Origin of the sequence: Paenibacillus medicaginis (assembly GCF_042138635.1) — a bacterium.
GTDB lineage: Bacteria > Bacillota > Bacilli > Paenibacillales > Paenibacillaceae > Paenibacillus > Paenibacillus medicaginis.
Genome location: NZ_JBHIRY010000012.1, coordinates 98,939 through 125,638 on the forward strand (window position 1 = coordinate 98,939; position 26,700 = coordinate 125,638).

The window sequence follows — 26,700 nt, forward strand, 5'->3', positions numbered from 1 at the left end:
CGTCTCACAACAGACGGAAGCAGCACCTCGAGGCAATGGCTCTTATTGCGCGGCCTCTCCCTGAGCTTTTTTCCACTGCTCATGCAAGTGCCGTACCCGTTTCCACAATTCATCCCTTTCTATAGGGCTGTAATTTACCAGCTTCTCATGGAATACCTCTCCCAGTACCTCAAGCCACATCGATTTCGTTAAAATTTCTGTTTTCTCGATATGGTCCCCTTCCCTCTTTTTCCAAATACATCCTCTCAGTTCATTGCTCCCTTCAGCGTGCCTGCTGCGAACGAGAAATAGATTGATCCAGGGGGAGTCCAGAGACAAGCTGTAGATTTCATGCTTCGGTATAAACTCCTCGATCGTTTGCAGACTTTCCCGTTCGTAATCCACACCGACAGATGATCCTAGAGGATCATGTACCATTCTCCACCCTTTTGGGTCAATGGCAGAAGCGGTGACCTGGTATTGAAAAGGGCCCTGTGTATAAGAACCGGTGCGAATAGGAAGCGGTCCATACGGCATATCCCCAAGTCCCACGTCTGCAATCCAAATGTCCTCCTCCTGCTGCTCATTTATGAATGTTACTGTCAGACCAAGATGGAAGCCATTGATTCTCGGCTCCTGGCCATGCGGCTGCACGCCAGCTCTATGCCAGGAAACCCGATAGCCAAGTGTTCGGAGAAGCTCGCCAAAAGCCCCGTTCAGATGAAAGCAGTAGCCGCTTCTATCATTAATCATGAGTTGTACGGAAGAATGAAGATCAATCGGCACGGGTTTGCCAGAAACGATATCGATCGTTTGCCAGGTGATATTTTCTACATGCGCTTGCTGCAATTTACACAGGTAAGAGAGAGTAGGCGGCTCTATTTCAGTGATGCCAAGTCTTTTTAAATAGGCTTGGGTTTCTTCCGGTTTTAACATCTGGTGGTCCCCCTTTTCATCATGCTCTTTGTCCGGATGTTATTCTATCTTGCACGAGATCATATTAAACCGAACTCGTACTAAAAACCATTAATTTTTGTTCCATCTGTACCGGTACAGAAATGGTATTCTTGAACATGTATAAAAGTGGTACAAAGGAAGCAACTTACTTGTTATCTAGATAATGAAGGAAAAGGAGTCGTGATTTTGTGACAGATCAAACTCACAACAATCAGATGCGGGATTCCTGTGAAAATCAAAACAGCCGCCACTCCAAAGTATTAACTTCTTCACTTGAGCAGACTGTTTTGATTTTGCAGCAAAAGATGGGGAAGAGCACAGACTTTATCATTCGGGAATTGAGCACTCCTTTGTCATCTTCCCCTAGTATCGCCGTCAGCTATATCGCTGGACTTGTCGATCAGCAATTATTGGCGAAGCTCATGGAAGCTTTGGCCCTTCAAGTAACCGAAGGTGCGCCTTCGATCCATATAGAAGCGTGGTTAGGCAGCCAACTGCCGGTAGGGAATCTGAAATCCCTGGATACAGAGGAGGATGTGGTCAGCTCTATTCTTGAAGGAGAAGTCATTATTATTGTTAACGGCTCAATCCGGGTCTTCGCTGTGGGCATATCCGGCGGGGCCAAACGGGCCATTGAAGAGCCTTCTTCACAGACGGTTATCCGGGGACCGAAAGAAGGTTTTACGGAGGATATTGCCATCAATATTGCACTGCTGCGCCGGAGAATAAAATCACCCGATTTGTGTATTGAGCCACTCCGGATCGGCAAGTATACACAAACCAAAGTTTACGTATCCTACATTCAGGGAATTGCTGATCCGGAAGTGGTAGCAGAAATCATGAAACGGTTAAATTCTATTGAGATTGACAGTGTTTTGGAAAGCGGTTATATCGAGGAATTTATCCAGGATGGGGGTATAGGCTGTTTTCCGACAATCTACAATACAGAACGGCCGGATTCCGTAGCCGGAGGATTGCTTGAGGGGGTTGTGGCTATATTTGTGGATGGAACTCCCTTTGTACTGCTGGCACCTGCGACATTCTTCAGATTCTTTACTTCAAGTGAAGACTACTACGAGCGATATGATCTATCCTCATTTTTGCGAATCATACGGCTTGCTTCATTTGCAGTCTCATTATTTCTGCCCGCTCTATATATCGCCACCACCACTTTTCAGCAGGAGATGCTGCCTACCACGCTGCTCATTTCATTGGCTGCCCAACGAGAAAACATCCCTCTCCCGGCGTTATTAGAGGCTCTAATTATGGAGTTGACATTCGAGGTCATACGTGAAGCGGGTATTCGCATGCCGCGGGCCATCGGTCCTGCCATTTCTATTGTTGGAGCGCTGGTGCTTGGTCAAGCCGCTGTTCAAGCAGGACTCGTGTCAGCAGCTATGGTTATCGTTGTATCCTTTACAGCCATTTCTAATTTTGTAATACCTTCCATTACGATGGCGGGGGTAGTAAGGCTCCTCCGGTTTGTGCTTATGATTCTGGCGGGAAGTTTTGGAATGTATGGAATTCTGGTCGGCTTTGTGCCTATCTTATTCCGCATTGTCACCGCTCAATCGTTCGGGGTTCCTTATTTTATGACCATTACCCCGATCAATAAAACGAATTTGAAAGACCTGGTTATTCGTGCACCGTGGTGGTTAATGAAAACACGCCCCAAGCTCATTGGGGATAAGAACAGGCACCGGCAACCCGTCAAATCCAAACCCTTTGCACAGCAAGCGATGGAGAATAAGCGTGACCCTTTGGAATAAGGAGTAATACCTATGCGAACAGTCAAACTTGTAACTATGCTTGTAATCATCATGCTTCTGTCCGGCTGCTGGAACCGCGTAGAACTGAATGAGCTGTGGGTTACTGTAGCTACCGGGTTAGACTACCGGGACGGCCAATGGGAGATCACTTATCAATTCATCGTCCCCTCTGCCATGGCAAGTGGTACAGGCGGTGGCATGGGAAATGCAGCTCAGGCGGCTTCACATGTGCATACGGTAAGAGCAAAAACGATACATCAGGGACTAAATATAAGCAACCTGGAGACTTCACGTCGTATTTATGTTGCGCACAACAGGGTCATCTTCATCGGAAAAAAAGCAGCAGAGAAGGGACTGGATCAACTCATAGATTATTATTACCGAAACAGCGAAGCAAGGGAAACTGTTCTGATGCTGTTCACAGAGGGGCGTGCTTCCGAAATATTAAAGAAGCTGGCTCCACCGGAAAAGCTGGCAGGGGCTGCTTATGCCGAGCTTATCAATAATGAGAACAAACGCGTCTCGATCTTCCCCTCCACCTCTGTGTATGATTTTTCGCTAAGCTTGCATTCGGATGGCAAAGGAGTCGGTATGCCCGTAGCTGCCCTAATAGGCGAAAAGAGCGAAAAAAATCAAAAGGAGCTGGAGTCGCTGGATGCAGCGAAGAAAACTTCGACAGCGTTGAAAGTTGCATTGTCCAAATTAGCGGTGTTTCAAGAAGGGCGTTTTGTCGGCTTCCTTAATCGTAAGGAAAGTCAGGGGCTTTCGTGGATTACCGACAAAATACAAAGTACGGAATTATCTTTTCCATGTGAAGATGAACATAAGAAAACACAACTATCTTCGTTGAGGATCAACCGTTCACATACTAAGTTGATCCCAAAATATACCGGATACCATTACACGATGCAGATCAAGGTCAAGGTGGACGGGAGTTTGGTCGAAAGCGGTTGTAAAAAGGACCTGTCTAAACCTGAAGAAATTGAAAAGCTGGAAGAACAAATTGAAAAAGAGATTGAAAAAATCATTGAGGAGGGCTGGAAAGGAACTCAGAGGCTCGGCGTAGATGCCGCAGGCTTTGGTGATATCATACACAGAAAATTCCCGGAGAACTGGAAAAACATGAAGCACAATTGGCCAGCTGAATTCAGAAAAATGGACATTGAGGTGCAAGTTGAAGCATTAATACGTCTTCCGGGATTGCTGCAAAAATAGTTCTTCGGAGGAGTCAAACGGAATGAAAAAAGCGACAACAGGATTGTCTCAGCTTGCGTTTACATTGGCGGCATTTGAGATTGGCAGCACTACACTATTTTTGCTCGGCGCTAAAGCAAAACAGGATGCATGGTTAGCTATGCTTATAGGAGCCGCCGGTGGTTTTCTATTGCTTTTGTTGTACTTGGGGATCGTTCGCCTGGATTCCCAAAATGATTTGTTTGAACTATGTAGAAAATATATGGGGAAATGGCTCGGCAGTGTCGTCGCCCTCGCTTTTGTTTTCTATTTTACATACGAAGCTTCCCGCAATTTGCGTGATATTGGCGATTTGGCGACTTTGACATTGCTGAATCAAACCCCTGAAGCCTGTGTAACTTTGTTAGCCGTGCTGGTCATGGCGGATAGTATTCATCTGGGTCCAAGAGCATGGTTTCTGACGGTTTCGGTCCTGTTTTATATGATCGTACTCGGTTATGTCATACTGCTCTTGATCATTTCATTCACAGGGCTTGTTCACCTGCAATTTATGCTGCCTGTTCTGGAAAATGGTTTGAAGCCGGTGTGGGAGGCCGCAGTTCCGGAAATTATTTCGTTTCCGTTTGGGGAAACCGTGTTATTTCTGGTTTTTTTTAAATGGGTTTCCCAGCCCAGGAAGCTGAATAAAAGCGTCATGTTTACGTATTGGCTGACTGCCATCTTTTTGACTGGGGTCAATCAATTATGCATCCTCGTTTTAGGTCCCGAGCTTGCCTCAAACACGGTCTATCCGTTATTTGAAGTTACTCAGCTGACCAAGGTGGAGAAGATTATTGAGAGAGCTGATCCACTGTTTGCCATGATTTTATTTCTGGGATTAGGGATCAAATCTGCAGCTTTTTATATAGGTGCTGTTATAGGGATGTCCAGAATTACTGTAATCAAGTACAAAGTATGGGTCATCGTTGTTGGTGCAGCCATATATTTGTTGACTTTTCTGTCGCCAGCATTTACGGAGTTTCTTTGGATCGGCCTTCATGTGGCTTTGGAAAAAATTTGGCCGATATTTCAAATCGTGCTGCCGCTGCTGCTTTTCTTTACTCTGTTAATCCGTAAGAACAAGCGTATTAAATCCTCCCATTGATGGGCTGGTTAACATACAAAAGGGGGCTCATGTGCCCCCCTAATATGATGATCATTGACAGAGTTGCAGGTTGAGGATGTCAGTCGGCAGGGAACACATCGATTAGATCAATTTCTCCGTACCCGTTACCTTTTGTAAACCGCACTACGTTTTCCCCTGCTTGCAGGTGAACACGTTTGGTGGAGAGCCCCCAGTTTTCCCATCCTTTATTGGTAATATAGAAGGGAGCGGGATCCGATCCGTTCACACTGATCATCAGGGTGGACCAGGCAAGATCCGTCGTTCCATTTGCCGTGCGGGCGGATAAAATATACTCTCCAGCGGAAGCAATGTCGATGCTGTATTCCACAAAGCTGTCTGCCGTATCGATATGGCCTGCCTTCATACCCCCTGAGCCGTTTGGACTCCCCGATGCGTAAGCTACGCCACCAAACTGTCCTTCTTCTCCTTCGATGCGGATGCGTTCAGGCTCCCCGGAAGGAACAGGGATTTTGCTGTTCGGAGCCAGCGGGCTGCCCAGATTCGGCGTATTGTCGGCATTCCATGTAAATGGCTGTATGCGGATTTCCCGGTTCCAGCCTGACTGATTATTTTTCGCGTTATGATACACGATCCAATCCCCGGTTCCGTCCGGAGAAGTTGTAAAGGAAGCGTGGCCGGGTCCGTAGATTCCGTTCGCTGATTTGAAGATAGGCTCGCTGCGTTTATGCCAGGACGAGCTTTGCAGCAGGTCGGCATTGATATCCGCCGTGATCAGGCCAAGGCAGTAATCATTGGTCCAGCTGCCGCTTGCGGAATAAATCAGGTTGATGATATTGCCGCGAATCACCACCTGCGGCCCTTCATTGACATGCGGATTATGATTGGTTTCCCACGTGTACTCCGGAGTTGAAATTTCTACACGGTCGGAGACGATCGTCCACGGATTGCTCATGCGCGCAATATACAGCTTTTGGCTGACATTTACATTGCCTTCCCAGCCTGACCAAATGAAATAAAGCTGGTTGCCCACCTGCAGGACTGTGCCGTCAATCGCCCATTTATTGGTGTTGTCTGTCACTTGTCCGCGGTCTTGCCAGGTTCCCTGCAGCGGGTTCTGGGAGGTGTTCTCCAGCACATACATGCGATGATTGGCGTTGTCCCCGTCATCCTTGGCGTAGTAGATATACCAGGCACCGTTCAGGTAATGAATTTCCGGAGCCCAAATATTTTGGCCCCCTGTTTCAATGCTTACGGATTCACCCGCATCCAGCCCGGATAATGTCCGTGATTTCCAGATCGTGACGTTGTTGCCGGTCGTTTTGGTAAAGTAGTAGTACCCGTCCGTATGCTTGTAGGCCCATGGGTCAGCCCCGTCCTGAATCACCACGTTGTAAAAATCCTGCTGCACGGATGCCGCACCCGCATGTCCGGCCAGCCCCCAACTTAACAGCAGCATCAGCAGCAATCCTCCAGTCCATTTTGATTTCTGTTTACGCATAACATTCACTCCTTACTTGGAATATGAAGCGTTTACAAATTAAAGCTATCCTAAATGGATTTTTATAAAAAGGTCATATTTTTTGAAGCTGTGGGACATTTTTTTGGATGTGACTGGCATGGCAGCAGCATTCGTTTACAGAAGAAAGAAGAGAGAGTACATTAAAGGTGCGCAGCGAAAAGGATTGCCAGAAAGGATGTAAGCGCATGCAATTTTATCGGGTAGTCGTTGTAAAGATCGCAGTTGTTTTCATCGCATCCATCTGTGCAGGGTTGGCCGCAGGATGCGCGAACACCCCCGTTGAGAAGACCGATGGAGAAGAGAAGTCTGCCAGTTCGGTTACCATCGAGTTCTGGACTCCGTTCAGCGGGGGGGACAGCTCTTATATGAATGAACTCGTCCAGCGCTACAACAAGGAAAATAAAGATGGGATTAAGGTCGTGATGAAAAATAACAAATCAGATGATTATTACATCAAGCTGTCCACGGCCATCGTCACCGAGGAGGGTCCCGACGTCGCAGTGGTGCATGCCTCCAAATTCGCGCAATACGTGCCGGCAGGATTTCTGACACCCATCGACGTAACGGATGCCGGGGCGCATATCCCGTGGGAGCAATATAATCCGGATATCGTGGAGCGGACGGTGATCGGGGAACGCCATTATGCCATACCTCTTGATACCCACTTTACCGTTTTATACTACAACAAAAAATGGCTTGCAGCAGCCGGACTGCTGCAAGATGGAAAAGTGATGATGGAGCCGGGAGAAGACGGGTTCATGCAATTTCTGACTGCTCTGCGGGACCGTATTCCGCCGGATGTTGCCCCGCTCGCCGTACCCGATGTGCGGATTGATTCACTTTGGTTATGGTGGTCGCTGTATTCGCAGATGGACGGCGGCGGCGGTTTATATAGTGCAGACGGGCACAAAGCCCGGGTGAACATGGCAGCTGTGGCCCAATCCTTGAACTTTGTAGCATCTCTGTATGAAAGCCAGCTAATTCCGCCGGATATTTCCGATGCTGGCAGCCGTTTTATCAGCGGCAAAGCGGCCGTATTATGGTCAGGAACATGGTCCATCGGTTCTTTCGAAAAGCTGGATGACCTGGATTTCGGCGTCATGCCCCTGCCGCAAATCTATGACAGGCCCGGTACCTGGGGAGATGCCCATACCCTGGCCTTTCCATCCCATAGCGATACAGATCCGGCCAAGGTAGAGGCTGCCGTCCGTTTTGCGGAATGGCTGGCCGATCAGGGGCAGGTGTGGGCACAGGCGGGCCACATTCCGGCTGAGCGGAACGCGCTGAATTCCGCAGCTTTTAAGGCGCTGCCTTATCGTTCGGATTATGCCGGTGCGGAAGAGGATGTACGGTTTTTCCCAAGCCATTCGAAGCAGGGGGAAATCAACGATGCGCTGGTTTCCGAACTGGAGAAGATTTGGCATGGCAAACAGACTGCCGATGACATGCTGAAACGTCTGGAACCGCTGATCGACAGCATTCTGGGGGAGTGATATGACAATAAGAGCGTGGATGCGGCAACTGATGACCAAAAGACTTGCCGCCAAGCTGATCGCCGTCAACGTCCTCCTGATTACTCTGGCTTTGACGATTACTTCCATCATGGGTTATAAGGATTTTTCCCAATCCATGCAGCGAAATGTCGGCAAATACCAAGCGGACGTTGTACGAGGCCTGACGGCCAACATTGATGTATATATGAACGAACTGAACCTGTTATCCGCGACGCCTTATCAGTCTCCCGAAATTATGGCCTATCTTGAGCAGCGTAGAGAGGGCGGGCAGGTGTTAAGCTATGAGGAGAAGCAGAGGGTCAGCGGATTCATGCGTAAAACGATGGCGAACGGCCGTGTGGATGTGGCAGGTATCACCTTGTACAACTATCGCGGCCCTTCGTACAGGGAAATGGAAGACAGCCCCGGCCGGTTTATTACGGATGTTGATGACAAGGACATGCTTCTTCATGCAGCGCAGAGTGGGAAAGCCTTTTTCAGAGGCCCGCATACCCTTCATTCTTACTCTGGAGCGACCTATGAGGTGTTTTCGGTGGTCCGGAGAATTTCCAGCCTGGAGACTGGAGAAATTCTCGGCTACTTTGTGATCGATGTGCCCCTTGCGTCCCTGACCCAGCGCATCGCGAGCCTGTCACAGCAAGGAAGCAACCTGTTATGGATCGTTGACCAGACCGGGCAGGACGTATATTACAGCGGCTCTTCCGCCTCAGCCAGAAATGAGCGGGAAGCCAGCAGCTACCGTGGAGAGGGCACCGTGACAATAGGAAAAGGTGCGGATGCCGATCTGCTGACCTATTATACGTCGCCGGTGACGGATTGGACCGTGATTCAGGCTGTTCCGCTGTCCGTACTGCTCAAAGATACGATCGTTATGAAAAACAAGACGATAGGGCTTGGCCTGTTCTGTCTCATGCTGGGAGCCGTTGTATCGGTCTGGATATCATTGCGGATCACACGCCCCTTGCGTCTGCTGAGCAGCTCTATGAAGAAGGTGGAGCGCGGAGAGTTTGACGCAGCCATTCCGGTCGTGTCCTGGGATGAGGTCGGCCATCTCAGCCGCACCTTCAATGTGATGGTGTCCAGGCTTGAGACATTAACCTACAGGCTGTATGAAACGGAAATCAGAGAGAAAAATGCCGAAATTGCCGCCCTGCAGAGCCAGATTAACCCGCATTTTCTGTACAATACGCTCGGTTCCATCAGCCTGTACGCGGAGCTGCAGCATAACCGGGAGGTCGTGCAGATGACGAATCATTTGAGCGCATTGCTGCGTTACAGCATGAATGGCGGCAACAGCGAGGTCCTGCTGCGGCAGGAGCTTGAGCATATTCAAGGATATCTGGAAATCCAGCAAATCCGCTTTGAAGACAGACTTACATACCAGCTGAATGTGGAGCCTGAGCTGCTGGATGCGAGGATTGTTCGCCTTACCTTACAGCCGATCGTGGAAAATTCCATTATTCACGGGCTGGAAAAGGGGCGTGGTGATGTGCATATTGAGGTGAACGGCCGCAAGCTCGGCATAGGCATCTGTATTGAAATCACCGACAACGGGCCAGGAATAGCTGGAGAACAGCTTGAGCAGCAGATGAGCAACATGGAGGAAGGCATCATTCCCGGGTCCCCGGGAGGGCACGGTCTCGTGAATGTCCACCGTCGTCTGGTGCTCCGTTATGGAGCCGGATACGGACTTCAGCTGGAAAGTTCACTGGGCGAGGGGATGGTGGTAAAGGTGAACCTCCCGTCAGGAGCGACGGAAAACAAGTTACCGAGAGGGGAATAACATATGCCAACCATGGTGATTGTCGACGACGAATCCATCTTCCGTAAAGGAATTACCCATCTGGTCAAGGGCTTTGACCTGGACTGGGAAGTGGTGGGGGAAGCCCGTGACGGGCTTGAGGCTTTGGAACAGGTGCAGCGGCTGCGGCCCGACCTGGTCATTACCGACATCCGCATGCCGCGGATGGATGGATTGGAGCTGCAGTCCGCGCTCGCTGAGAAAGCCCCGGATACGAAGTGTATTGTGCTCAGCGGTTATAATGATTTCAAATATGTACAGACTTCCATCCGGACAGGAGTACGGGATTATCTGCTGAAGCCGATCAACAAGGATGAGCTGTATCAGACCCTGGAACGGATGCTGGATGAGTGGCAGCAAAGCCGGCAGCTTCCCCTGCCTGCCATTCTGCACGAGCAGGGGAGAGACCATGTCACACACGCCGTTGACAAGGTAGTGGCGTACATCGAAGCCCATTACGCCGAGCCTGTTACGCTCAGCATGATGGCCGACATGGTCTATTTGAATGCCTCATACTTGAGTAGCTTGTTCAAGGCCCGGCTCGGCTGCTCGTTTGTGGAAGTGCTGACCCGCAGGCGCATCCGCGAGGCCTGCCGTAGGCTCGTACATACCAGCGAGAAGATCGTTCTTATTGCCGAAAGGACCGGATTTGCGAATCTCCGCCACTTCAATCGTGTATTCAAGACAGAGACCGGGCGCACGCCCAAGCAGTTCCGTGAAGAGATGCAGAAGCAAAGTATGGTCTAAATATATGTCTACAGGTTCAAAAGAAGCGTCATGGGCGTGTGGGCCTCCTTCCTTTAAGCTATACATGTAAACGCAACCAACAAGGAGGTCTACTGATGAGAAAGACAAAAATCATCAAACTGTCCGCGTTTCTTTTGTCTTGTATGCTGATCTTATCCGCCTGTGCCGCTGAGAGCAGCACTGCGCCCGAAGGCGCCGGTGAAGGAAACAGCGGAGAAAAAACCAAAATCACCTTCTGGACGCCATTCAGCGGCGGTGACGGTGAATTCATGACCGCGATGATCGAGAAGTTCAATGCGGAAAGCACTGATGTTAAGGTTGAACAGCTGAGCAACCGTTCGGAGGACTATTATACGAAGCTGCAGACTGCGCTCGCTTCCGACCAGGGGCCGGATCTGGCTGTCCTGCATTCCTCCAGAATGCCGCAGTACGTGCCTTCCGGTTATATGACCGAACTCGACGGCCTCGCGCCGGAAGCAGGCGTCAATTGGGACGACTTCAATCCGACCATTCTGGAATCCACCATTTATGACGGCAAGCATTATTCCATCCCGCTGGATACACATGCCATTGTCATGTACTACAACAAAAAATATCTTGAGCAAGCTGGTGTCCTGAAGGACGGCAAGCCGGTATATGATCCATCGCCCGAGGGCTTCACCCAATTCCTGACTGCCATTAAAGATGCTGTTCCGGCAGATGTCGCACCTCTGGCCCAGCCGAATGTGCGTATTGACTCCTACTGGATGTTCTGGGGCTTCTACAACCAGCTGACAGGCGGAGGTAAGTTCTATGATGCGAACGGCAAAGCGGAATTGAATAATCCGCAGGCGCTGCAAGCCTTGGAATATGTCAACAGCCTGTATACCTCCAAGCTGATTCCGCCAAACATCAACGATGCGGTGAAAATGTTCCAGGATCAAAAAGCGGCCGTATTGATTACCGGTGTCTGGAGCACAGGCTCTTTCGAGAATATTGAAGGACTTGATTTCGGGGTCGTGCCGATGCCGCAAATTTATGACCAGCCTGCGACATGGGGCGATTCGCACACGCTGGCACTGCCGAAGCACAGCAAGGAAGATCCGGCGAAGCAGAAAGCGGCGCTTGTATTTGCCAACTGGCTCGCCCAGAACGGGGAAATGTGGGCCAAAGCAGGGCATATTCCGAGTGTTACGAAGGTGCTGGATTCCGAAGCATTCAAAGCGATGGACTACCGCAGCGATTACGCGGAATCCGCCGATTTCGTCAAATACTGGCCGCGCCATGAAAAGCAGGGTCAGGTGAATGACAATGTCGTCAAGGAATTTGAAAAAATGATGATGGGTCAGAAGGACCCTGCCACCACCTTGCAAAAAGCGGACGAAGTCATCAACAAAACAACAGGTAACTGACGATGAAGCCGGATCCGGAACCGACAAGGATCCGGCCTGTTTCTTCTCCTCTTGATGCAAATTTACCGGAAAGGAGATTAAGACATCATGCGTGTAAAATCGCTTGAAAGGCAAGGCTGGGCGGCAGGGCTTCTGATGGTGCTCCCTTATACGCTGTTTTTTTTGGTATTTTCACTGTTTCCCATTTTGTTTGGCTTGCGCATCAGCTTCTATGACTGGTCCCTGCTGGGGGATAAAGCCTTTATCGGGCTGGAGAATTACACCAATTTGTTAATAGATGAGGAATTTCGCAGCAATCTCCTGAATACCATCCTGTTTACAATCATCAGTGTGCCGCTGATCAGCGGAGCGGGGCTGCTGGCGGCTGTGCTGGTTCATCAGGTGAGACGGGGGCAATCGTTTCTGCGGATATCGGTATTCATGCCGTATGTGCTGTCCGTATCCGTCATCTCCAGCATCTGGGTCATTTTTTTGCAGCCTTACAGCGGTTTGCTGAATCAGGTGCTTAAAGCGTTGCGTATCATTAGCGCTGATATTTACTGGATTTCAGATCCACAGCTTGCGTGGGTGTCCATTATTTTGGCTACCCTTTGGTGGACCGTCGGTTTTGTGTTTGTCCTCTTTCTCGCCGGGCTGCAGGATATCCCAACCTCCTATTATGAAGCGAGTCAGATCGAAGGAGCCTCCCGCTGGCGGACGTTCCGGTACATTACGTTTCCGTCCCTGTCCAAGGTCATCGTGCTGGTCATTGTGCTGCAGACGATCGCTTCCTTCAAAATTTTCGGCCAATCAAAGCTCATCACGGGCGGCGGACCGGCCGGGGCAACCAAAACGGTGGTGTTCTCCATTTACGAGAACGGTTTTCAGACGTTTGAGATGGGGTATGCCTCAGCCATTGCCTTCGTACTGATGATCGTGATTCTGGTCATTTCACTGCTGCAGACTCTGCTGTTGCGCAGATTGGACCGCTAGGAAGGAGAGAGGAATAATGACGATGGACCGGTTGTATTATGTTTTTATCCGTGTGCTTGCCCTGCTGTTGGCTGTCCTGTTTCTGGTGCCGATCGTGTGGATGCTGCTGCTGTCGTTTACGCCAGAGGGTCAGAATTTTTTCGGAGGCGGTACGCTGCATTTTACATGGGATAACTATAAAAAAGTGCTGAGTCTTGCGCCCATTTTCGGCTGGATGGGCAACAGCATCATTGTTTCTACGGTCACGACGGTGCTGGTGCTGCTGTTTTCATCTATGGCGGCTTATGCCTTTTCACGCATCCGCTTTCCGGGCAGCAAGCTGTTGTTCCTTCTGTTCCTGTCAGGCATGATGATTCCGGCGGAAGCCACACTTATTCCCCTTTATTTGCTCATGCGTGATTTCGGGCTGCTGGGTACGCGTACATCACTGGTGCTGCCAGCCGTTGCGGGACCGATGGGGATTTTTATTCTGAAGCAGTTTTTTGACGGGCTGCCCAAGGATCTGGAGGAGGCTGCACGTATGGACGGTGCCGGGTTCTTCAAAATCTGGTACAGCATCTTTCTGCCTCTATCCAGGCCAGCCCTCGCCGCCCTTGGTATCTTCACGTTTATTGGCGCCTGGAACGATTTTGTGTGGCCGCTCATTTCTATATCGGACAAAGCGTATATGACGATTACGCTCGGACTGCCGATGTTCCAGAGCTCTTACGTGCAGCAGTACGCCCTGCCGATGACAGCGAATGCCCTGGCCGCCATTCCGGTGCTGGTCGTTTTCCTTATTTTTCAAAAGCAGATTATTAAGGGCATTGCTTTTACCGGCGGCAAAGAGATGTAGCGATTAGCCCAGACGATGCAAGTGGTCATCCTAACGGACTGTAATGCCGCTATTTCGGTGAAATCAAGTGTTTCTAGAATGTTAACGGACCCCATAGCCTTTATTTAGTATTTAAACACATTTTTCAGGCTGTTTTCGGGTAAATAAGATCTCCCCAGTCCGTTAGGACATTGAAATCCACCTTTTGGAGCAAATAAGAGCGCTCTGGTCCGTTAGCGAAAACGACGACGATTCCTCGTTCCAAGGGCTAGTCGTCAAGCACCAATTTTCGGGTTGAGCCATCATCACTATAAGATTTCACATGTAAAAATTCACATGGAAAGAGGAGATGCCAATGAATACCCAGCCAAGACCGGAATATCCGCGTCCGCAATTCGCACGAAAAGAGTGGTTAAATCTGAATGGGGAGTGGGAGTTTGCGTTTGATGACCAGCGGCAGGGAGATCGTGAGCGGTGGTATGAGCCGGAAGCAGGTTCAGTTTTCGATAAAAAAATTCAGGTTCCTTTTGCTTTTCAAAGCAAGCTGAGCGGGATCGGAGATCCGGACTTTCACGACCTGGTATGGTACCGCAAGCAGTTGACGCTGCCCGTGGAATGGAAGTCCAAGCGTATCCTGCTGCATTTTGGCGCTGTGGATTATTCCGCTTCGGTATGGGTAAACGGCCGCTGGGCCGTGTCCCATGAGGGAGGGCATACTCCTTTTGAGGCAGACATCACGGATTTACTGATAGACGGAGAGAATACGATTGTAGTACGAGCCGAGGATTTCAGCCGGGATGTGACGCTGCCGCGGGGAAAACAATACTGGAAGCAGGATTCGGCAAGCATTTTCTATACACGCACCACAGGTATCTGGCAGACTGTTTGGCTTGAGCCGGTGGACGAAGCCCGCCTGCACAGAGTGAAATTTACGCCGGATATCGACCGCAACGACATCCAAATCCGTATGTTTTATTCGGCAGCCGCCGTAAAGCGCAAGGTGAGGGTGCGCATGACCATTTCCTTTGCAGGTGAGGCCGTATCCGAGGAGGAATTCACGGTTCGCCATCCGGAAGAGGTGCGCACCATCGGCCTGCATGACTTTAATGATCACGGACTGGGCCGCTGGTGGACCCCGGAGAAGCCGAATTTGTATGACACTACTTTTGAACTGCTGGATGGGCAGGAAGTTACCGATACCGTGATCTCCTATTTCGGCATGCGCAAGGTTACGGTTGAAAATGAGCAGCTTCATCTCAACAACCGGCCATATTTCCTGAGACTGGTGCTGGATCAGGGGTATTTCCCGGATGGAATTTTAACTGCGCCTTCCGATGAAGCGCTCCAACGCGATATTGAGTTGACGCAGGAGATGGGCTTCAACGGCGTGCGCAAGCATCAGAAAACTGAGGACCCGCGCTTCCTGTACTGGTGCGACCGGAAAGGGCTGCTCGTCTGGGGCGAGGCGGCTAACGCCTATAATTATTCGGAAGAGTATGTTCGCAAATTTACGAAGGAGTGGCAGGAAATCATCGAGCGCGACTACAATCATCCTTCCATTATCGTGTGGGTTCCGCTCAACGAAAGCTGGGGTATTCCCAATGCCCAGGTGGATGAACGGCAGCAGCAGCATGGATTGACGATGTATCATTTGACCAAATCACTCGATGCGACCCGGCCTGTCATTTACAACGACGGCTGGGAAATGATGAAGACAGATATTGTGGCGATCCATGATTACGAATGGAGAGAAGAATTGCTGACAGAGCGCTATGCTACGGCAGAGAGCGCGGTAAGCGGTTTGCCAGGCAGAAGACGTATCTTTGTGGGTGGAGCCGGATATGAAGGGCAGCCGATCATGATTACGGAGTTTGGCGGCATTGCCTATAAGAAAAGCGATTGGGACGGCTGGGGGTATTCCGGCGCAAAGAACGACGAGGATTATCTGCAACGGCTGCAGGCTGTAATCCGGCCCATGTACGTATCCCCGGTGATAGAGGGTTTTTGCTACACGCAGCTGACGGATGTGGAGCAGGAAATCAACGGCCTGCTGACCTATGACCGGATACCGAAGGTGCCGCTGGCTGATATTCGTAAAATTGTGTGCAATGAGGAGCAATAGAGATCCTGTCAGGGATATTAAGCGTTGGTTTGGCCATGTAAGCCATCACATTGCTTCCGTTAATTGAAAATCAGCCAGCATTGGCTGTTATGTTGAATAGCCAGGTAAAGAAAATGGTAATTGGGGTGTAAAAGATATTGAGTAAGAACGGTTACAAAAAAATGGCATTGACTTAAGTTTCATTTACGACCAATCGAATAAGATGCCATATCTGGGCAGGCTAACTGAAGATGCGAAGCATCCTGCGAGAACTAAGGAAGGGATCCATGCAGGTGATGATCATTTATGCTTGCATGAATCCACAAAAATAAGACAACTTAGAGTTTCGTTCGGAATAAAGAAGTTTGTCTGAAATCTAATAAGTCCAGTATATACTGGACTTATATTTAACTTATAATTGAATCAATAACTCGCATATAAATCACTATAGATTCCTTATTTACCCAATTAATCACAGCATCTTGAATTCTTGCATTTTCTAATTTATCTTTTAATTTGTTAAGCTCTTCAATTTCGTCGTTTTTTGAAGTGTTATTTATCTGTAATCTATCTATCATATCGGGATATGGAGCCATAAAATATCCAAGCTCACCTAACTTGGTGCTTAATGAAGAATAAACACCACCAGTAAAAAAGACATAATTGTTACCCATTCTTGATACTGTAGATAACAGCACCATTTCATTTTTTAGCTCTTGTAGCGTTAGAGGTGATTGTGACCACTCTGATCGATTTAATATGGACAATATGTCCAATAAGTGTTCGTGGGTCATATTGACATGTAATTCAACGGCTTGCTTTCCTATAGTATATTGTCTAATCAATATACTACCGAATATAACGTTGATTACAACAGAAATAATTAGCACTCTTCTTACCCATGATTTTTGATTATTCATAAATAAATCACTGCCTCTGCATCATCTGCCTGAATTTTTCGTAAGAAAAATAGATTATTACCATAATCGAACTAATTAAGAGTGCTTGTAAATTGTTTAATGGTGTATAGTACGCAAAAATAAAAGGGAATAGAATCGCAATAATTGCTATAAATACTTTGTATCTTCTCAATGTAATTCCTCCTTCAATTAAAAAAGAACAGGTGGAGTTTTACCAGCTAATCTATCTTGCAGCATCAATCCTATCATGGTTGCAAATAAATCTGAATCTTCATCTTTTATTAAAGCAAAACCTCCATAATTGTTCATATAATTTCTTAACTCTCTTGTAATATCCACCATATTTTTTTCGTCGAGTTTTATTAGGCCCAATCCAAGATTAGTATCAATGCTTATAATGAAAAAAGTACTCAACAGATTCTCATAGTTATCTTTTACAAAAAAGTAATTATTCACTTTTGTTTTGTTAATTTCTTTGGAGATTTCGTTATTTATCTTTTCATCAGGTTGAATAATTTCGCTTTGAACCAAGTCACTATAAAAATAGAAATGAGTATAATGATCATTTAATTGCTCTGTCTTTAACAGTTCTATCAATTCTTTTGATGGCGTAAAATAAGTTGTGTAAGGACGGGTTAGTCTATCAAATGACAAAAGAGTAGGGTATGCTTGGGATTGTCAAAGTCACCAAGGAGGAACCCTACTCAATGACAACTATACAACAAAACTCGTTCGCAGAACAGCTCGAAAATACCATGCAAAGTTTTCTAAAAGAAAAAATTGAAACTCTTTTGAAGGAGGAGATTAAAAATTACTTACAGGTAGAGCACGCGGAAGAGGGAAACAGCCGCAACGGATATTACAGCAGGAGCTGGGAAACCCGGCACGGGGTAATCCCGGATCTACAAGTGCCGCGGGATCGTCAAGGCCACTTTCATACGGAATTGTTCGAGCCCTACCAGCGTCGGGAAGCTTGGCTAGAGGACACGGTCATTCACATGTACAAGGGCGGGATGAGCACAAGAGACATCGCCACGTTCATTGAAAAAATGTTCGGTGCCCAGTACTCGCCGACGACCGTAAGCAACATCACGAACACGGTGCTGGAAGACGTTGCGGCCTGGCAGGCACGACCGCTGGCCAAGCGTTATGCGGTCATCTATCTGGACGGGATGTACGTGAAGCTCAAGCGTCAGTCCGTCGCCAGCGAAGTCATCTATATTGCCATGGGGGTCGATGAGGCCGGACACCGTGAGATCCTGAGCTTCAGCATTGGCGGCAAAGAAAGCGCCAACGGGTGGCGGGATGTCCTGCGAGACCTTTACACACGTGGCGTGCACGAGGTGTTGCTGGGCGTGTTCGATGGCTTAGCGGGACTGGAGGAGGCCTTCCGGGAAACGTATCCACAGGCTGGCGTTCAGCGCTGCATCACTCATAAGATGCGCAACACGCTACCGAAAATCCGCGATAAGGACAAAGCGGATTTCGTGACGGACATGAAAACGATTTATAGCGCTTTGGATCGCGATGTCGCCATGGCTAACTCCGACCTTGTACAAGCCAAGTGGGGCAAAATCTATCCGAAGGAATTGGCGTCGTGGGAGAATGAGTTGTCGGTTCTCCTTTGCTTTTACGATTTCCCGCCGATGATCCACTATGCCATTTACACCTCGAACCCCATCGAGCGAACAAACAAGGAAATCCGCAAGCGGCTGCGGCCGATGAACAGTTTGACGAACATGGATGCGGCGGAGAAAATCATGTATTTGGAGGCCCTCTCCTATAACGAACGCTGGAGCAGCCGGGTGCTACGCGGATTCGCGGATGCCAAAACCCAGCAAGCGCTCAAAAACATGTTTGACGAAAAGTATCCCCAGACCTGAGCTGATGCCGTCGCCCTTGATAACTGGAAATGAAAGGTAAAATTTTCAGGGGGGATCCCCCCTGAAGCTTGAAAACCAATGATATCCATTGTCCCAATGGATACCCTACTTCAAAACCCTAAAAATAATTACACAAAACTCTTGACGCTACCATTCTTTTTGAAATTCTGCTAACTTATCTACTTGTATCTCTAAATTATAGAACTTCATTGTTTTAAAAAAATAATATTTCTGATCGATGGAGATATCATCTACATTTAGATTGTCTGGTGTAAGTTCAATAAGCCCTTTTCCTAATATATTTATATTATTTTCATTATCAGATAATTGAATATAGGAATAAACATGTCGCCAATTTATATTTGAAGGGGTTGATTTAACATTACCTATAAGTTCTTTAAATAGTGTTGTTAAGATTTCATCTTTCTTCGTAGAAGAAGCATCAAGTGAATTATATATATATATTCCGAAATAAGTAAATTCGGTTGGTAAAATCTCTTTAACAAGCTCTCTATAGCCACCTGATAAAACTTGGCAATTTCTCATTCTCACTTCTATTATCTCTTGTTTATTGTTAAGCTCATTTTTATCTAACATATTGAAAAGCTCTAATAGGTATAGCAGCTGCATATTACTCATATCACTAATCAGTATTGATTTACTTTCTAGTTTAGTAATAAGTTGAACCTTCATTTTTTCAATTTCACTTGTATTTCTCAATAAATAAACTAACTGGAAAATTTCCCAAAAGTCATTTTTTTCTTTGTTGAGTAGTACTTTTAATCTTCCGCTGATTTCCCTATCAATACCTTCTCTTAAAGGGATTACGTCGTCCTCTGTCAAAATACTCAAAGGATAGAGGACTCTCAGTATTTTAGTGTCATTACTATTTTGAATATCATTTGATATTTTTGATAATGTTTGGTCGAGTTCAATCCTCTGCTGCTCAGAAATTAATGCATTTACACTCGACAAAAAGTAAATATCATTGATAATAATGGCATCTAGGTTTTTATAAGCTTTTAAAGTTTTTATTTTCGAATCTATTTTATTTCTGAGAAAATTGTCCAGATTATCTGGAGAACTATCAAGCAGCACGGACACTTTATATAAATGTGCTAATTCCTGAAGATCACTGTCGGAATAGTTGTAGTTTTTTAAATAATTTTTGTTGGCATCCAAAAATGAGTCTTCACGTATATCTAATATTTCTTTAATCCTCAATAAATAAAAGGTTTCATATATGTTAGGATTAAATTTTATGTTGTCATGAAAATCCCCATAATATCCATTTTCTTTTTGATTTAATGATAATAATAGTTCAGTATTAGAAGTCCAGTTATTATTATCTTTATTGATCTTGTTCTCAGTAAATGTTTGGCTACACCCGACCATTAAGAAGATAAGAAGATAGATTAAAATATGTTTCCACAAACTTCCCTACCCCTCCCTATACTAAATCTTTAAAAATAGGATAAGTATCGTCTTATGACGATACTTATCCTATTTAATATAATCTCAATTAATAACCAGGATCGTAGTATGTAATCTGAGCTGAAGTGCTGTCGGTTGCGGATCCACTAGTTTTAATCAATGCCGAAGAAGACGCGAATACTGCTTTAATTGTACTTCCTGAACTAAATGCATCGAATAGATTTCGTGCAGCAATAGCGTTAGAACCAGAAGCAGTTACTGTACTACTACCAGAAGCAGCACCTGAGAAGCTTATCCCACTCAGACTTCCCGAAATAGCTATACCGTTTGCTGAAAAAGTTAATGTATTCTTTAATGAATAGGCTTTTTCCGGATTTTCACCATACCAATCTGAACGACTTTCGCCACTCCAATCGAATCCTGAATTCACATCATCTAAAGTAACCTCAATACTTGCTACATGATCAGGTTCATGGGAACTTCTATTAGAGTTATAGTCATGGGCTCCTTCAGACGCGAACCAATGGTCCTTGTTTAAGGCTTGCGTAGAAAATCCACCACTATTTTCCTGTGTTTCAGTTTTCGACAACTGTTCTTCTAACAATGCTTTCGACTTCTCCAAATTTTCCAGCTTCTCTGGATCAGTCACCGTTTGAATTTTTTGATTAACATATTGAAGTTGATCTTCTAACTGGTTTTTGTCGATTTCAACGATAAACCCTTTTTCTTTGACACTAGCCTCCTCAGCGTTAACATAGTTAACACTTCCAACAAGTAAAGGTAATACCAAGAAAGATGATGTTAGAGCTTGTTTTAATTTCAAATCATACTCCTCCATTTCCTTTTCTAGATTTTTTTATTACAAAACAAACTATATAACATTATCAAACACAAAACAAGGACTTTATGGAATTTTTTTGAAAAATTTGGAGGATGAATTCGTAATCATAGGTGGAAAAACAGGCCTGTTGATTAACCACTAAATGGTAGAAAAAGAGCCGTCAACCCGGTAAAATGTTTGTACCCCTACAAACGAACCGGAAGGTGACGACTCCATGAAAAAGTCTAACATGCTTCTCCCCATTCTTCAAACGCTTCTTACGTCCGAAGAAGTCGAAACCGTTGTCCAGGCGGTCGGATATGTAGATAAGGCACGAAAATTCACGGTCTATCATTTGCTTCAATATTGGTGTGCCGCAGCCAGTGAAGAATGGTCCGGGTATCGTTTCGGTGCAGATCATGCGGCTCACCGTGGTTTGTCTCCCGTCCACTATTCCTGTTTCTCCGGTAAAGCAACTGATGTACCGTTTGCTGTGTTTAAAGAATTGTTCCAACTGTTTATCCGCAAATGTAACCGGGAAACCCGGCGAAAGCTGGCTTTTCCGAAAGAACTACTGCTCATTGATTCTACTACGATAACGGTAGGGAAAACCCGTTTGCCTTGGGCCCCCCTATCACGGAGAACGGGCTGCGGTCAAACTGTATGTTGCCTTGCAAGCTCAAAATGGACAGCCGCTTGGCGTCACGGAAACGATTGGCACAAGGCACGATGGCCCTGTGTGTGAATCCTTGGAAAACCCCGACTTCATTATGGTCATGGACCGCGCTTATGGCAAACTGGAGCGCTTGGACCGCTACAAACAAGACGGACAATCCTTCGTGATCCGGCTTCGTGACAATGTTCATTTCGAAAAACCGTATGCTCTGCGGCGTCAAACCACGGGGGATTCTCCAGTTATTCGGGACATTACGTGTCAACTGGGAACGCCTCAATGTCGGTCAAAGCAGCGACACCGCGTGATCGTCTTCCGTGACTTTGAAGGTAGAGAAATTCGCGTTGTGACCGATTTGATGGGCGTTACTGCAGAACAAATCGCTCTGATCTATAAGGCCCGCTGGCAAATAGAGGTGTTCTTTCGTTGGACCAAACAACATTTAAACATTCCAACGCTATTTGGCACAACTGAAAACGCCGTCTATGGCCAGCTGTTCTCCGCACTGATCGTCTTTGTGCTGCTCAAATGGCTATTTGATGGGGCAGAACAAGAGTTTCCTCGTCATGCTAATCTCTCTTTTGTCCGATTTGCTCGTTTGCTACTTTTAGGTGAACTGCCGGTTGAATGGGCGATTCGCATAGATCGTCTGCTCAAACTCCATTACGAATCAAGTTAGTTACATATTCTGGTTAATCAACAGGCTTGGTGGAAAAATACAATATAGCTGTCCATGCACCCGCTCTGTCATTTACAACGACGGCTGGGAAATGATGAAGACGGATATTGTGGCGATCCATGATTACGAATGGGAGAGAAGAGGTGCTGACAGCGCTATGCTACGGCAGAGGGCGCGGTAAGCGGCCTGTCAGGCAGAAGGCGCATTTTTGTGGGCGGAGCCGGATATGAGGGGCAGCCGATCATGATTACGGAGTTTGGCGGTATTGCGTATAAGAAAAGCGATTGGGACGGCTGGGGATATTCCGGCGCACAGAATGATGAGGACTATCTGCGACGTCTGCAGGCCGTGATCCGGCCTATGTACGTATCCCCGGTGATAGAGGTTTTTGCTATACGCAGCTGACGGATGTGGAGCAGGAAATCAACGGCCTGCTGACCTATGACCGGATACCGAAGGTGCCGCTGGCTGATATTCGTAAAATCGTTTGTAATGAGGAGCAGAGAGGAGCAAAAGTAGAGCAGCCATGATTGGCTGCTTTTTTGAATACATTTGTAAATTGTTATGGTTGCAAAAATTCTCAATTCATATAGCCAGCCGAGAATCGCCTTAAATCAAATTACAGATAAAATGATTCTACTCTAAAAAACAATTTTTGTAGAATATACCAGTTGTTTGTGTTAAACTGGGTATAAATCCATGACTAAGGAAGATTTTATGCAAAAAAGACATTATTTTTTGATGTATTTAGGTATATTTATATCGATTATCGGCTATGTATTATATATCTATAATCATCCATTTGGGAGAACTTTATTGTGGGTCAGCGTTTTTGTTACTTCAATAGGTTTGCTAATTGTTATTATTCAAAAATATAGATTTAAGAAAGAATAAGGAAATATATTACATTAAAAGTGGTATAATACTTTAAGGACATTCAGATCTTGTATGGTTTTGAATGTCCTCTATTTTTAATTTACGGGGAGCACCCTCTGGAAGCATATTTTCTTGCAGGAGTCCAAAGGCTAATTGATAATCAGAACAGATATTTATGATGCAATACTGCTCCTCGTCCTCTGTGACACCGAAGCTTATGCTTCCGCAGGAAACATGCTTCGGAAGCATCCACATTAGTCCCGGCTGAATTCAAGATTCGATGTCGAGCCCGCTTCCTGACTTCCTTCGTGATCAAAAGATGACTTTTTGAACAACCTCTATTATGCATTCTTTTTATGTGTGAGGAACAGACCTGGGATGAAGATTATGGCCAGGACAATTGCAGAAACTAAAAATCCTGCATGATAACCTTTCAAGTCATTTGCCATCGTTGGCTGCAATCCTTGTGCAACAGCTGCGACAACGGTTGCGATGACAGCTGAACCAAAGCTTGAACCAAGGTTTTCAATCATATTAATCCCGACACCTGCTTCCGGCAGCTGTTTGCTGTCAAGTCCTGTGTAGGCGTCACTCGTGAGCGGAAGCATAATTCCTCCGAAACTGGTACCCCGGATGAACAATACGATGGAAATCCAGATCATACTTGTTTTATCGGTGATAAAGATCAGCGGAATCGATCCGATAAGGCAAAGAACAAGGCTGACCATAACGACGTATTTCGCACCGATCTTATCGATCATTCTTCCGATCAATGGTCTCGTAACGAGCATCCCGATGCCTTGAGGAATTAACGCAAGCGCCGCTTCGATTGCCGTGAAATGACGGAAGTTTTGGAAGAACAACGGCAGGATTAACATCGGTCCCATAACGGCGATATTCGCCAGGAACAAACCGATGCTTGATGCTGTGAAGCTCTTATGTGCAAATAAATTCATGGGCAGCACCGTCTGATTTTTTCTCATTCGGTTATATACGAGGTAAATGACAGCTAAAATAAGGCCAATGCCCGCCCATAGGATGGTTTCTCTATTGTTAAATGATGCATAGTCCGCTGCTTTCGTAATTCCGTAAATCAATGCCGCACTCATGAGGGACAAAGCGATAATCCCAAAAACATCGAGTCTACTATCTTTGTTGAACGGTTCAAATTCTGGAATTTTTTTCATCATCAGTGGTACAGCAATCAAGACGATGAACACATTGATAAAGAAAATCCAATGCCATGATGCGCCTTGAACGATGAAACCACCGATAACGGGTCCCAAGATGGGGCCGAAGATCATAGGTGTGCTGACGATGGCCATAACTTTCCCCAAATTTTCTGGCCCTGCCGTTTTGACCAACAGTGTTGACATAAGCGTGGTAATAATCCCGGCGCTGAATCCTTGAAGCAAACGGAAGAAGATGAAGCTGGTAATGCTCCAGCTAATGCCGGCCAAAACAGAAATGACACCAAAGGTGATGACTGCGCCAATAAAGATTTTCTTTCCGTTAAATTTGTTCATAAGCCAGCCAGACACTGGCACTGCGATCGCAAGGGCTAACACATAACCTGTAATGGACCATTGAATGATACCCAGCGTCGTGCTGAATTCCTCAGTTAGCTGGTTGATGGCGATGTTCACCATAGTTGAGTCAAGCATCGGCGCAATGGCTCCAAGTGCGATAGCCCAGGCAGCCATGAGGATTTCTTTTGGTAATCCTGCTTTCTTTACTTTGTCTATTGTCATGTTATTCTCCTCTCAGAAGTCGTGATTTTGATTCCGTGGAAACATGTTTAATGTATCGCATTTTTGTTTCTGTGTCAACAAAGAAAAAATAAAAAAAAGCAGCTCGTTCTCCGTAGAGTCCGGCTACCTGGGTGTCCATCTTCTTTATTCAACTTAATTAATATCTATACCTTGCTTCTTTATTTCTGCATCCAAATGTCTGCTATACTTCTCTATGAAGCTAAGCATACTGTCAAATTGCTCTTCGGTTACCTGCGCAAATACGGCTTGATCCCGCTCTTGAAACTCTTGGTGCAGATCCTCATGGATTTTATAAATGACTTTCCCTTGCTCCGTTAGTCTAAAATAGATTTCTTTTTTGTTATCAGGCTTCTGGTAGCTTTCGATAAGGCCTTTTTCTATAAGCCTCTTCGTTAATTTGCTCAGGGCGCCTCTAGTCATATAAAGGGACTCTGCAAGTTTTGTCACGTTGGGATCCGTATTTTTTCCAATGGATTCGATGCAATGTACTTCAGAAGGCTTATAACCCTTAAGATTGTCTTCCATCTTATTCTTATTAAGCCAGGCCATCTTGTTAAATAAGTCCCTGAAATCCATCATGACCTGTTCCTGTTTGTTCATGGCCCGTCCTCCCACCCGTTGAAGCATTACAATATTATATTGAATTATTGTTTCTATTTCAACAAATTGCAAAACGTCTCCTTAAAGCGAAAGCCCCAGGGCTTCCTGACAGGAGTCCCAAGGGCTAAATGATATTATACGAGATATTTATTATGCAATGCCGTAACTTCTTCCACTGTAATACCAAGCCCTTCATGAAGATACCGGTCAAAGGATCCGTAAACCTCATCAATGGCTTCCAGCGAGGCCTCAATAAAGGCTGCTTTCATCATCTCGGGAATTTTGCCGTCCAAATCGGGCATGATATCAATATATTGGTCTCTATTTTGTAAAAAGCGCTGCATCAACCCGCCCACAGCCAAGTTGGTGAGTTCATAGTCCTCAATGACAGCCTCACGTGGCACGCCAAGTGTCAAGAGAATGACGGCACACACCACGCCGGTCCGGTCTTTGCCTGCTGCACAATGGAATAATGAGGTATCACGCCCTTCAGCTAACAGCTCGCGCAATATTAAAGCACATTTCTCTGTATTCAGAATCATGGCTTTGTAACCAGCCTTCAAATCCAATCCGGTGATTCGCTGCATTTCTTCCGGATTGGCTTCAGCCATAAACGGAATGTTGGTATTGACCGCTTTGCCGATGGCTGGAGAAGGACGATCCACGACTTCAAAATCGCTGCGCAAATCACAGATCCAATCAATCCCCAGCATCTCTGCCGCATGTAAATCCCGCTCGCTCAGCTCATGAAGGTCGGCCGAGCGGAGCAGCGCTCCCCAGCGGACAGTCCGCCCATCCTGGGTTATGTAACCCCCCATATCGCGGAAGTTGATGACACCATCGGTCTGGATCATTCGGTCCGTTACGGTGGACACTGAGCTATCCGTGAATTTGACATGATAATAATTGCGTCCGTGCGCCACAGGTCTGGTAAAAGACGCACCAAAGGGTTGAATTTGGATATCAAGCAGCGTACTCAGATGCTCATCAAATTCAGGTTGAGCAGAATGATAGATCGCTGCAGCTTCGATATTTGTCTCAGTGTTCCAGTAAAGGGTGATCTGGTCATTCTCGCTGTACTTGGCCTGCACCAAGGGACCTTGCTGTAATACAGGCTGTGAGGGTTTTGTTGACATAGCTAGCACTCCTATTGAGTAAA

Annotated in this window: 23 protein-coding genes; 14 read left to right on the forward strand and 9 right to left on the reverse strand. The window is 46.5% G+C overall.

Annotation, left to right across the window (positions count from 1 at the left end; genetic code table 11):
- Positions 1 to 42: 42 nt before the first annotated feature.
- A complete protein-coding gene (locus ACE5LO_RS14000) occupies positions 43 to 915 on the reverse strand; it encodes an arylamine N-acetyltransferase family protein (RefSeq protein WP_375520643.1) in 873 nt (290 codons plus the stop codon).
- 236 nt (positions 916 to 1,151) lie between these two features.
- Between ACE5LO_RS14000 and ACE5LO_RS14005 the strand changes: the two genes are divergently transcribed.
- The 3 genes from ACE5LO_RS14005 to ACE5LO_RS14015 are packed head-to-tail and all read left to right on the forward strand — an operon-like array spanning position 1,152 to position 5,043.
- On the forward strand, positions 1,152 to 2,705 hold the full coding sequence (locus ACE5LO_RS14005; protein ID WP_375520689.1) for a spore germination protein: 1,554 nt from the start codon (positions 1,152 to 1,154) through the stop codon (positions 2,703 to 2,705).
- Between the two features lie 12 nt (positions 2,706 to 2,717).
- Positions 2,718 to 3,920, forward strand: a complete 1,203-nt coding sequence (locus ACE5LO_RS14010) for a Ger(x)C family spore germination protein (protein ID WP_375520644.1) — start codon at positions 2,718 to 2,720, stop codon at positions 3,918 to 3,920.
- 22 nt (positions 3,921 to 3,942) lie between these two features.
- Positions 3,943 to 5,043: a GerAB/ArcD/ProY family transporter gene (locus tag ACE5LO_RS14015; protein ID WP_375520645.1), complete on the forward strand. Its 1,101-nt coding sequence runs from the start codon at positions 3,943 to 3,945 to the stop codon at positions 5,041 to 5,043.
- Positions 5,044 to 5,122: 79 nt separating this feature from the next.
- Here the strand turns inward: ACE5LO_RS14015 and ACE5LO_RS14020 are convergent, their stop codons facing one another.
- Positions 5,123 to 6,523 carry a family 43 glycosylhydrolase gene (locus ACE5LO_RS14020; protein WP_375520646.1) on the reverse strand — a complete coding sequence of 467 codons (1,401 nt, stop codon included), beginning with the start codon at positions 6,521 to 6,523 and terminating at the stop codon, positions 5,123 to 5,125.
- Positions 6,524 to 6,729: 206 nt separating this feature from the next.
- On the opposite strand from ACE5LO_RS14020, the gene ACE5LO_RS14025 reads away from it, so the two are divergent.
- The 7 genes from ACE5LO_RS14025 to ACE5LO_RS14055 all read left to right on the forward strand — a co-directional run bounded on the left by ACE5LO_RS14025 (position 6,730) and on the right by ACE5LO_RS14055 (position 15,905).
- Positions 6,730 to 8,037, forward strand: coding sequence for an extracellular solute-binding protein (locus tag ACE5LO_RS14025; protein WP_375520647.1), 1,308 nt, complete (start codon positions 6,730 to 6,732; stop codon positions 8,035 to 8,037).
- 1 nt (position 8,038) lies between these two features.
- The gene (locus ACE5LO_RS14030) at positions 8,039 to 9,841 is read left to right on the forward strand and encodes a cache domain-containing sensor histidine kinase (RefSeq protein ID WP_375520648.1); all 1,803 of its coding nucleotides are present in this window, start codon (positions 8,039 to 8,041) and stop codon (positions 9,839 to 9,841) included.
- Positions 9,842 to 9,844: 3 nt separating this feature from the next.
- Complete coding sequence (locus ACE5LO_RS14035) at positions 9,845 to 10,606, forward strand: response regulator transcription factor (RefSeq protein WP_375520649.1); 762 nt, start codon at positions 9,845 to 9,847, stop codon at positions 10,604 to 10,606.
- Positions 10,607 to 10,701: 95 nt separating this feature from the next.
- Positions 10,702 to 11,997 (forward strand): ABC transporter substrate-binding protein, encoded by a 1,296-nt coding sequence (locus tag ACE5LO_RS14040; RefSeq protein ID WP_375520650.1) that lies wholly within the window; start codon positions 10,702 to 10,704, stop codon positions 11,995 to 11,997.
- Between the two features lie 87 nt (positions 11,998 to 12,084).
- A complete protein-coding gene (locus ACE5LO_RS14045) occupies positions 12,085 to 12,969 on the forward strand; it encodes a carbohydrate ABC transporter permease (RefSeq protein WP_375520651.1) in 885 nt (294 codons plus the stop codon).
- Positions 12,970 to 12,985: 16 nt separating this feature from the next.
- Positions 12,986 to 13,804, forward strand: coding sequence for a carbohydrate ABC transporter permease (locus tag ACE5LO_RS14050; RefSeq protein WP_375520652.1), 819 nt, complete (start codon positions 12,986 to 12,988; stop codon positions 13,802 to 13,804).
- A 334-nt stretch (positions 13,805 to 14,138) separates the two neighbouring features.
- Positions 14,139 to 15,905 carry a glycoside hydrolase family 2 protein gene (locus tag ACE5LO_RS14055; protein ID WP_375520653.1) on the forward strand — a complete coding sequence of 589 codons (1,767 nt, stop codon included), beginning with the start codon at positions 14,139 to 14,141 and terminating at the stop codon, positions 15,903 to 15,905.
- Between the two features lie 386 nt (positions 15,906 to 16,291).
- Here ACE5LO_RS14055 and ACE5LO_RS14060 read toward each other — a convergent pair whose 3' ends face one another.
- Together ACE5LO_RS14060 and ACE5LO_RS14065 are read right to left on the reverse strand one after the other, a co-directional pair.
- Positions 16,292 to 16,804 (reverse strand): hypothetical protein, encoded by a 513-nt coding sequence (locus ACE5LO_RS14060; protein ID WP_375520654.1) that lies wholly within the window; start codon positions 16,802 to 16,804, stop codon positions 16,292 to 16,294.
- Between the two features lie 189 nt (positions 16,805 to 16,993).
- Positions 16,994 to 17,458 carry a hypothetical protein gene (locus ACE5LO_RS14065; protein ID WP_375520655.1) on the reverse strand — a complete coding sequence of 155 codons (465 nt, stop codon included), beginning with the start codon at positions 17,456 to 17,458 and terminating at the stop codon, positions 16,994 to 16,996.
- A 53-nt stretch (positions 17,459 to 17,511) separates the two neighbouring features.
- Between ACE5LO_RS14065 and ACE5LO_RS14070 the strand changes: the two genes are divergently transcribed.
- A complete protein-coding gene (locus ACE5LO_RS14070) occupies positions 17,512 to 18,687 on the forward strand; it encodes an IS256 family transposase (RefSeq protein ID WP_375520656.1) in 1,176 nt (391 codons plus the stop codon).
- Positions 18,688 to 18,834: 147 nt separating this feature from the next.
- Here the strand turns inward: ACE5LO_RS14070 and ACE5LO_RS14075 are convergent, their stop codons facing one another.
- Both ACE5LO_RS14075 and ACE5LO_RS14080 read right to left on the reverse strand, forming a co-directional pair.
- Positions 18,835 to 20,121 carry a hypothetical protein gene (locus ACE5LO_RS14075; protein WP_375520657.1) on the reverse strand — a complete coding sequence of 429 codons (1,287 nt, stop codon included), beginning with the start codon at positions 20,119 to 20,121 and terminating at the stop codon, positions 18,835 to 18,837.
- Positions 20,122 to 20,209: 88 nt separating this feature from the next.
- On the reverse strand, positions 20,210 to 20,944 hold the full coding sequence (locus ACE5LO_RS14080; protein WP_375520658.1) for a hypothetical protein: 735 nt from the start codon (positions 20,942 to 20,944) through the stop codon (positions 20,210 to 20,212).
- A gap of 232 nt (positions 20,945 to 21,176) precedes the next feature.
- On the opposite strand from ACE5LO_RS14080, the gene ACE5LO_RS14085 reads away from it, so the two are divergent.
- The 3 genes from ACE5LO_RS14085 to ACE5LO_RS14095 all read left to right on the forward strand — a co-directional run bounded on the left by ACE5LO_RS14085 (position 21,177) and on the right by ACE5LO_RS14095 (position 22,698).
- Entirely contained in the window at positions 21,177 to 21,686 is a 510-nt protein-coding gene (locus ACE5LO_RS14085; RefSeq protein WP_375520659.1) for a hypothetical protein, read from the forward strand.
- On the forward strand, positions 21,613 to 22,293 hold the full coding sequence (locus ACE5LO_RS14090) for an IS4 family transposase (protein WP_375520660.1): 681 nt from the start codon (positions 21,613 to 21,615) through the stop codon (positions 22,291 to 22,293). Before ACE5LO_RS14085 ends, ACE5LO_RS14090 begins: the two co-directional genes overlap by 74 nt.
- A 210-nt stretch (positions 22,294 to 22,503) precedes the next feature.
- Positions 22,504 to 22,698: a hypothetical protein gene (locus tag ACE5LO_RS14095; protein WP_375520661.1), complete on the forward strand. Its 195-nt coding sequence runs from the start codon at positions 22,504 to 22,506 to the stop codon at positions 22,696 to 22,698.
- A gap of 812 nt (positions 22,699 to 23,510) precedes the next feature.
- Here ACE5LO_RS14095 and ACE5LO_RS14100 read toward each other — a convergent pair.
- The 3 genes from ACE5LO_RS14100 to ACE5LO_RS14110 all read right to left on the reverse strand — a co-directional run bounded on the left by ACE5LO_RS14100 (position 23,511) and on the right by ACE5LO_RS14110 (position 26,677).
- Complete coding sequence (locus ACE5LO_RS14100; protein ID WP_375520662.1) at positions 23,511 to 24,920, reverse strand: MDR family MFS transporter; 1,410 nt, start codon at positions 24,918 to 24,920, stop codon at positions 23,511 to 23,513.
- A 153-nt stretch (positions 24,921 to 25,073) separates the two neighbouring features.
- The gene (locus tag ACE5LO_RS14105; RefSeq protein ID WP_375520663.1) at positions 25,074 to 25,541 is read right to left on the reverse strand and encodes a MarR family transcriptional regulator; all 468 of its coding nucleotides are present in this window, start codon (positions 25,539 to 25,541) and stop codon (positions 25,074 to 25,076) included.
- Positions 25,542 to 25,675: 134 nt separating this feature from the next.
- On the reverse strand, positions 25,676 to 26,677 hold the full coding sequence (locus tag ACE5LO_RS14110) for a tyrosine-protein phosphatase (RefSeq protein WP_375520664.1): 1,002 nt from the start codon (positions 26,675 to 26,677) through the stop codon (positions 25,676 to 25,678).
- Positions 26,678 to 26,700: the final 23 nt, after the last annotated feature.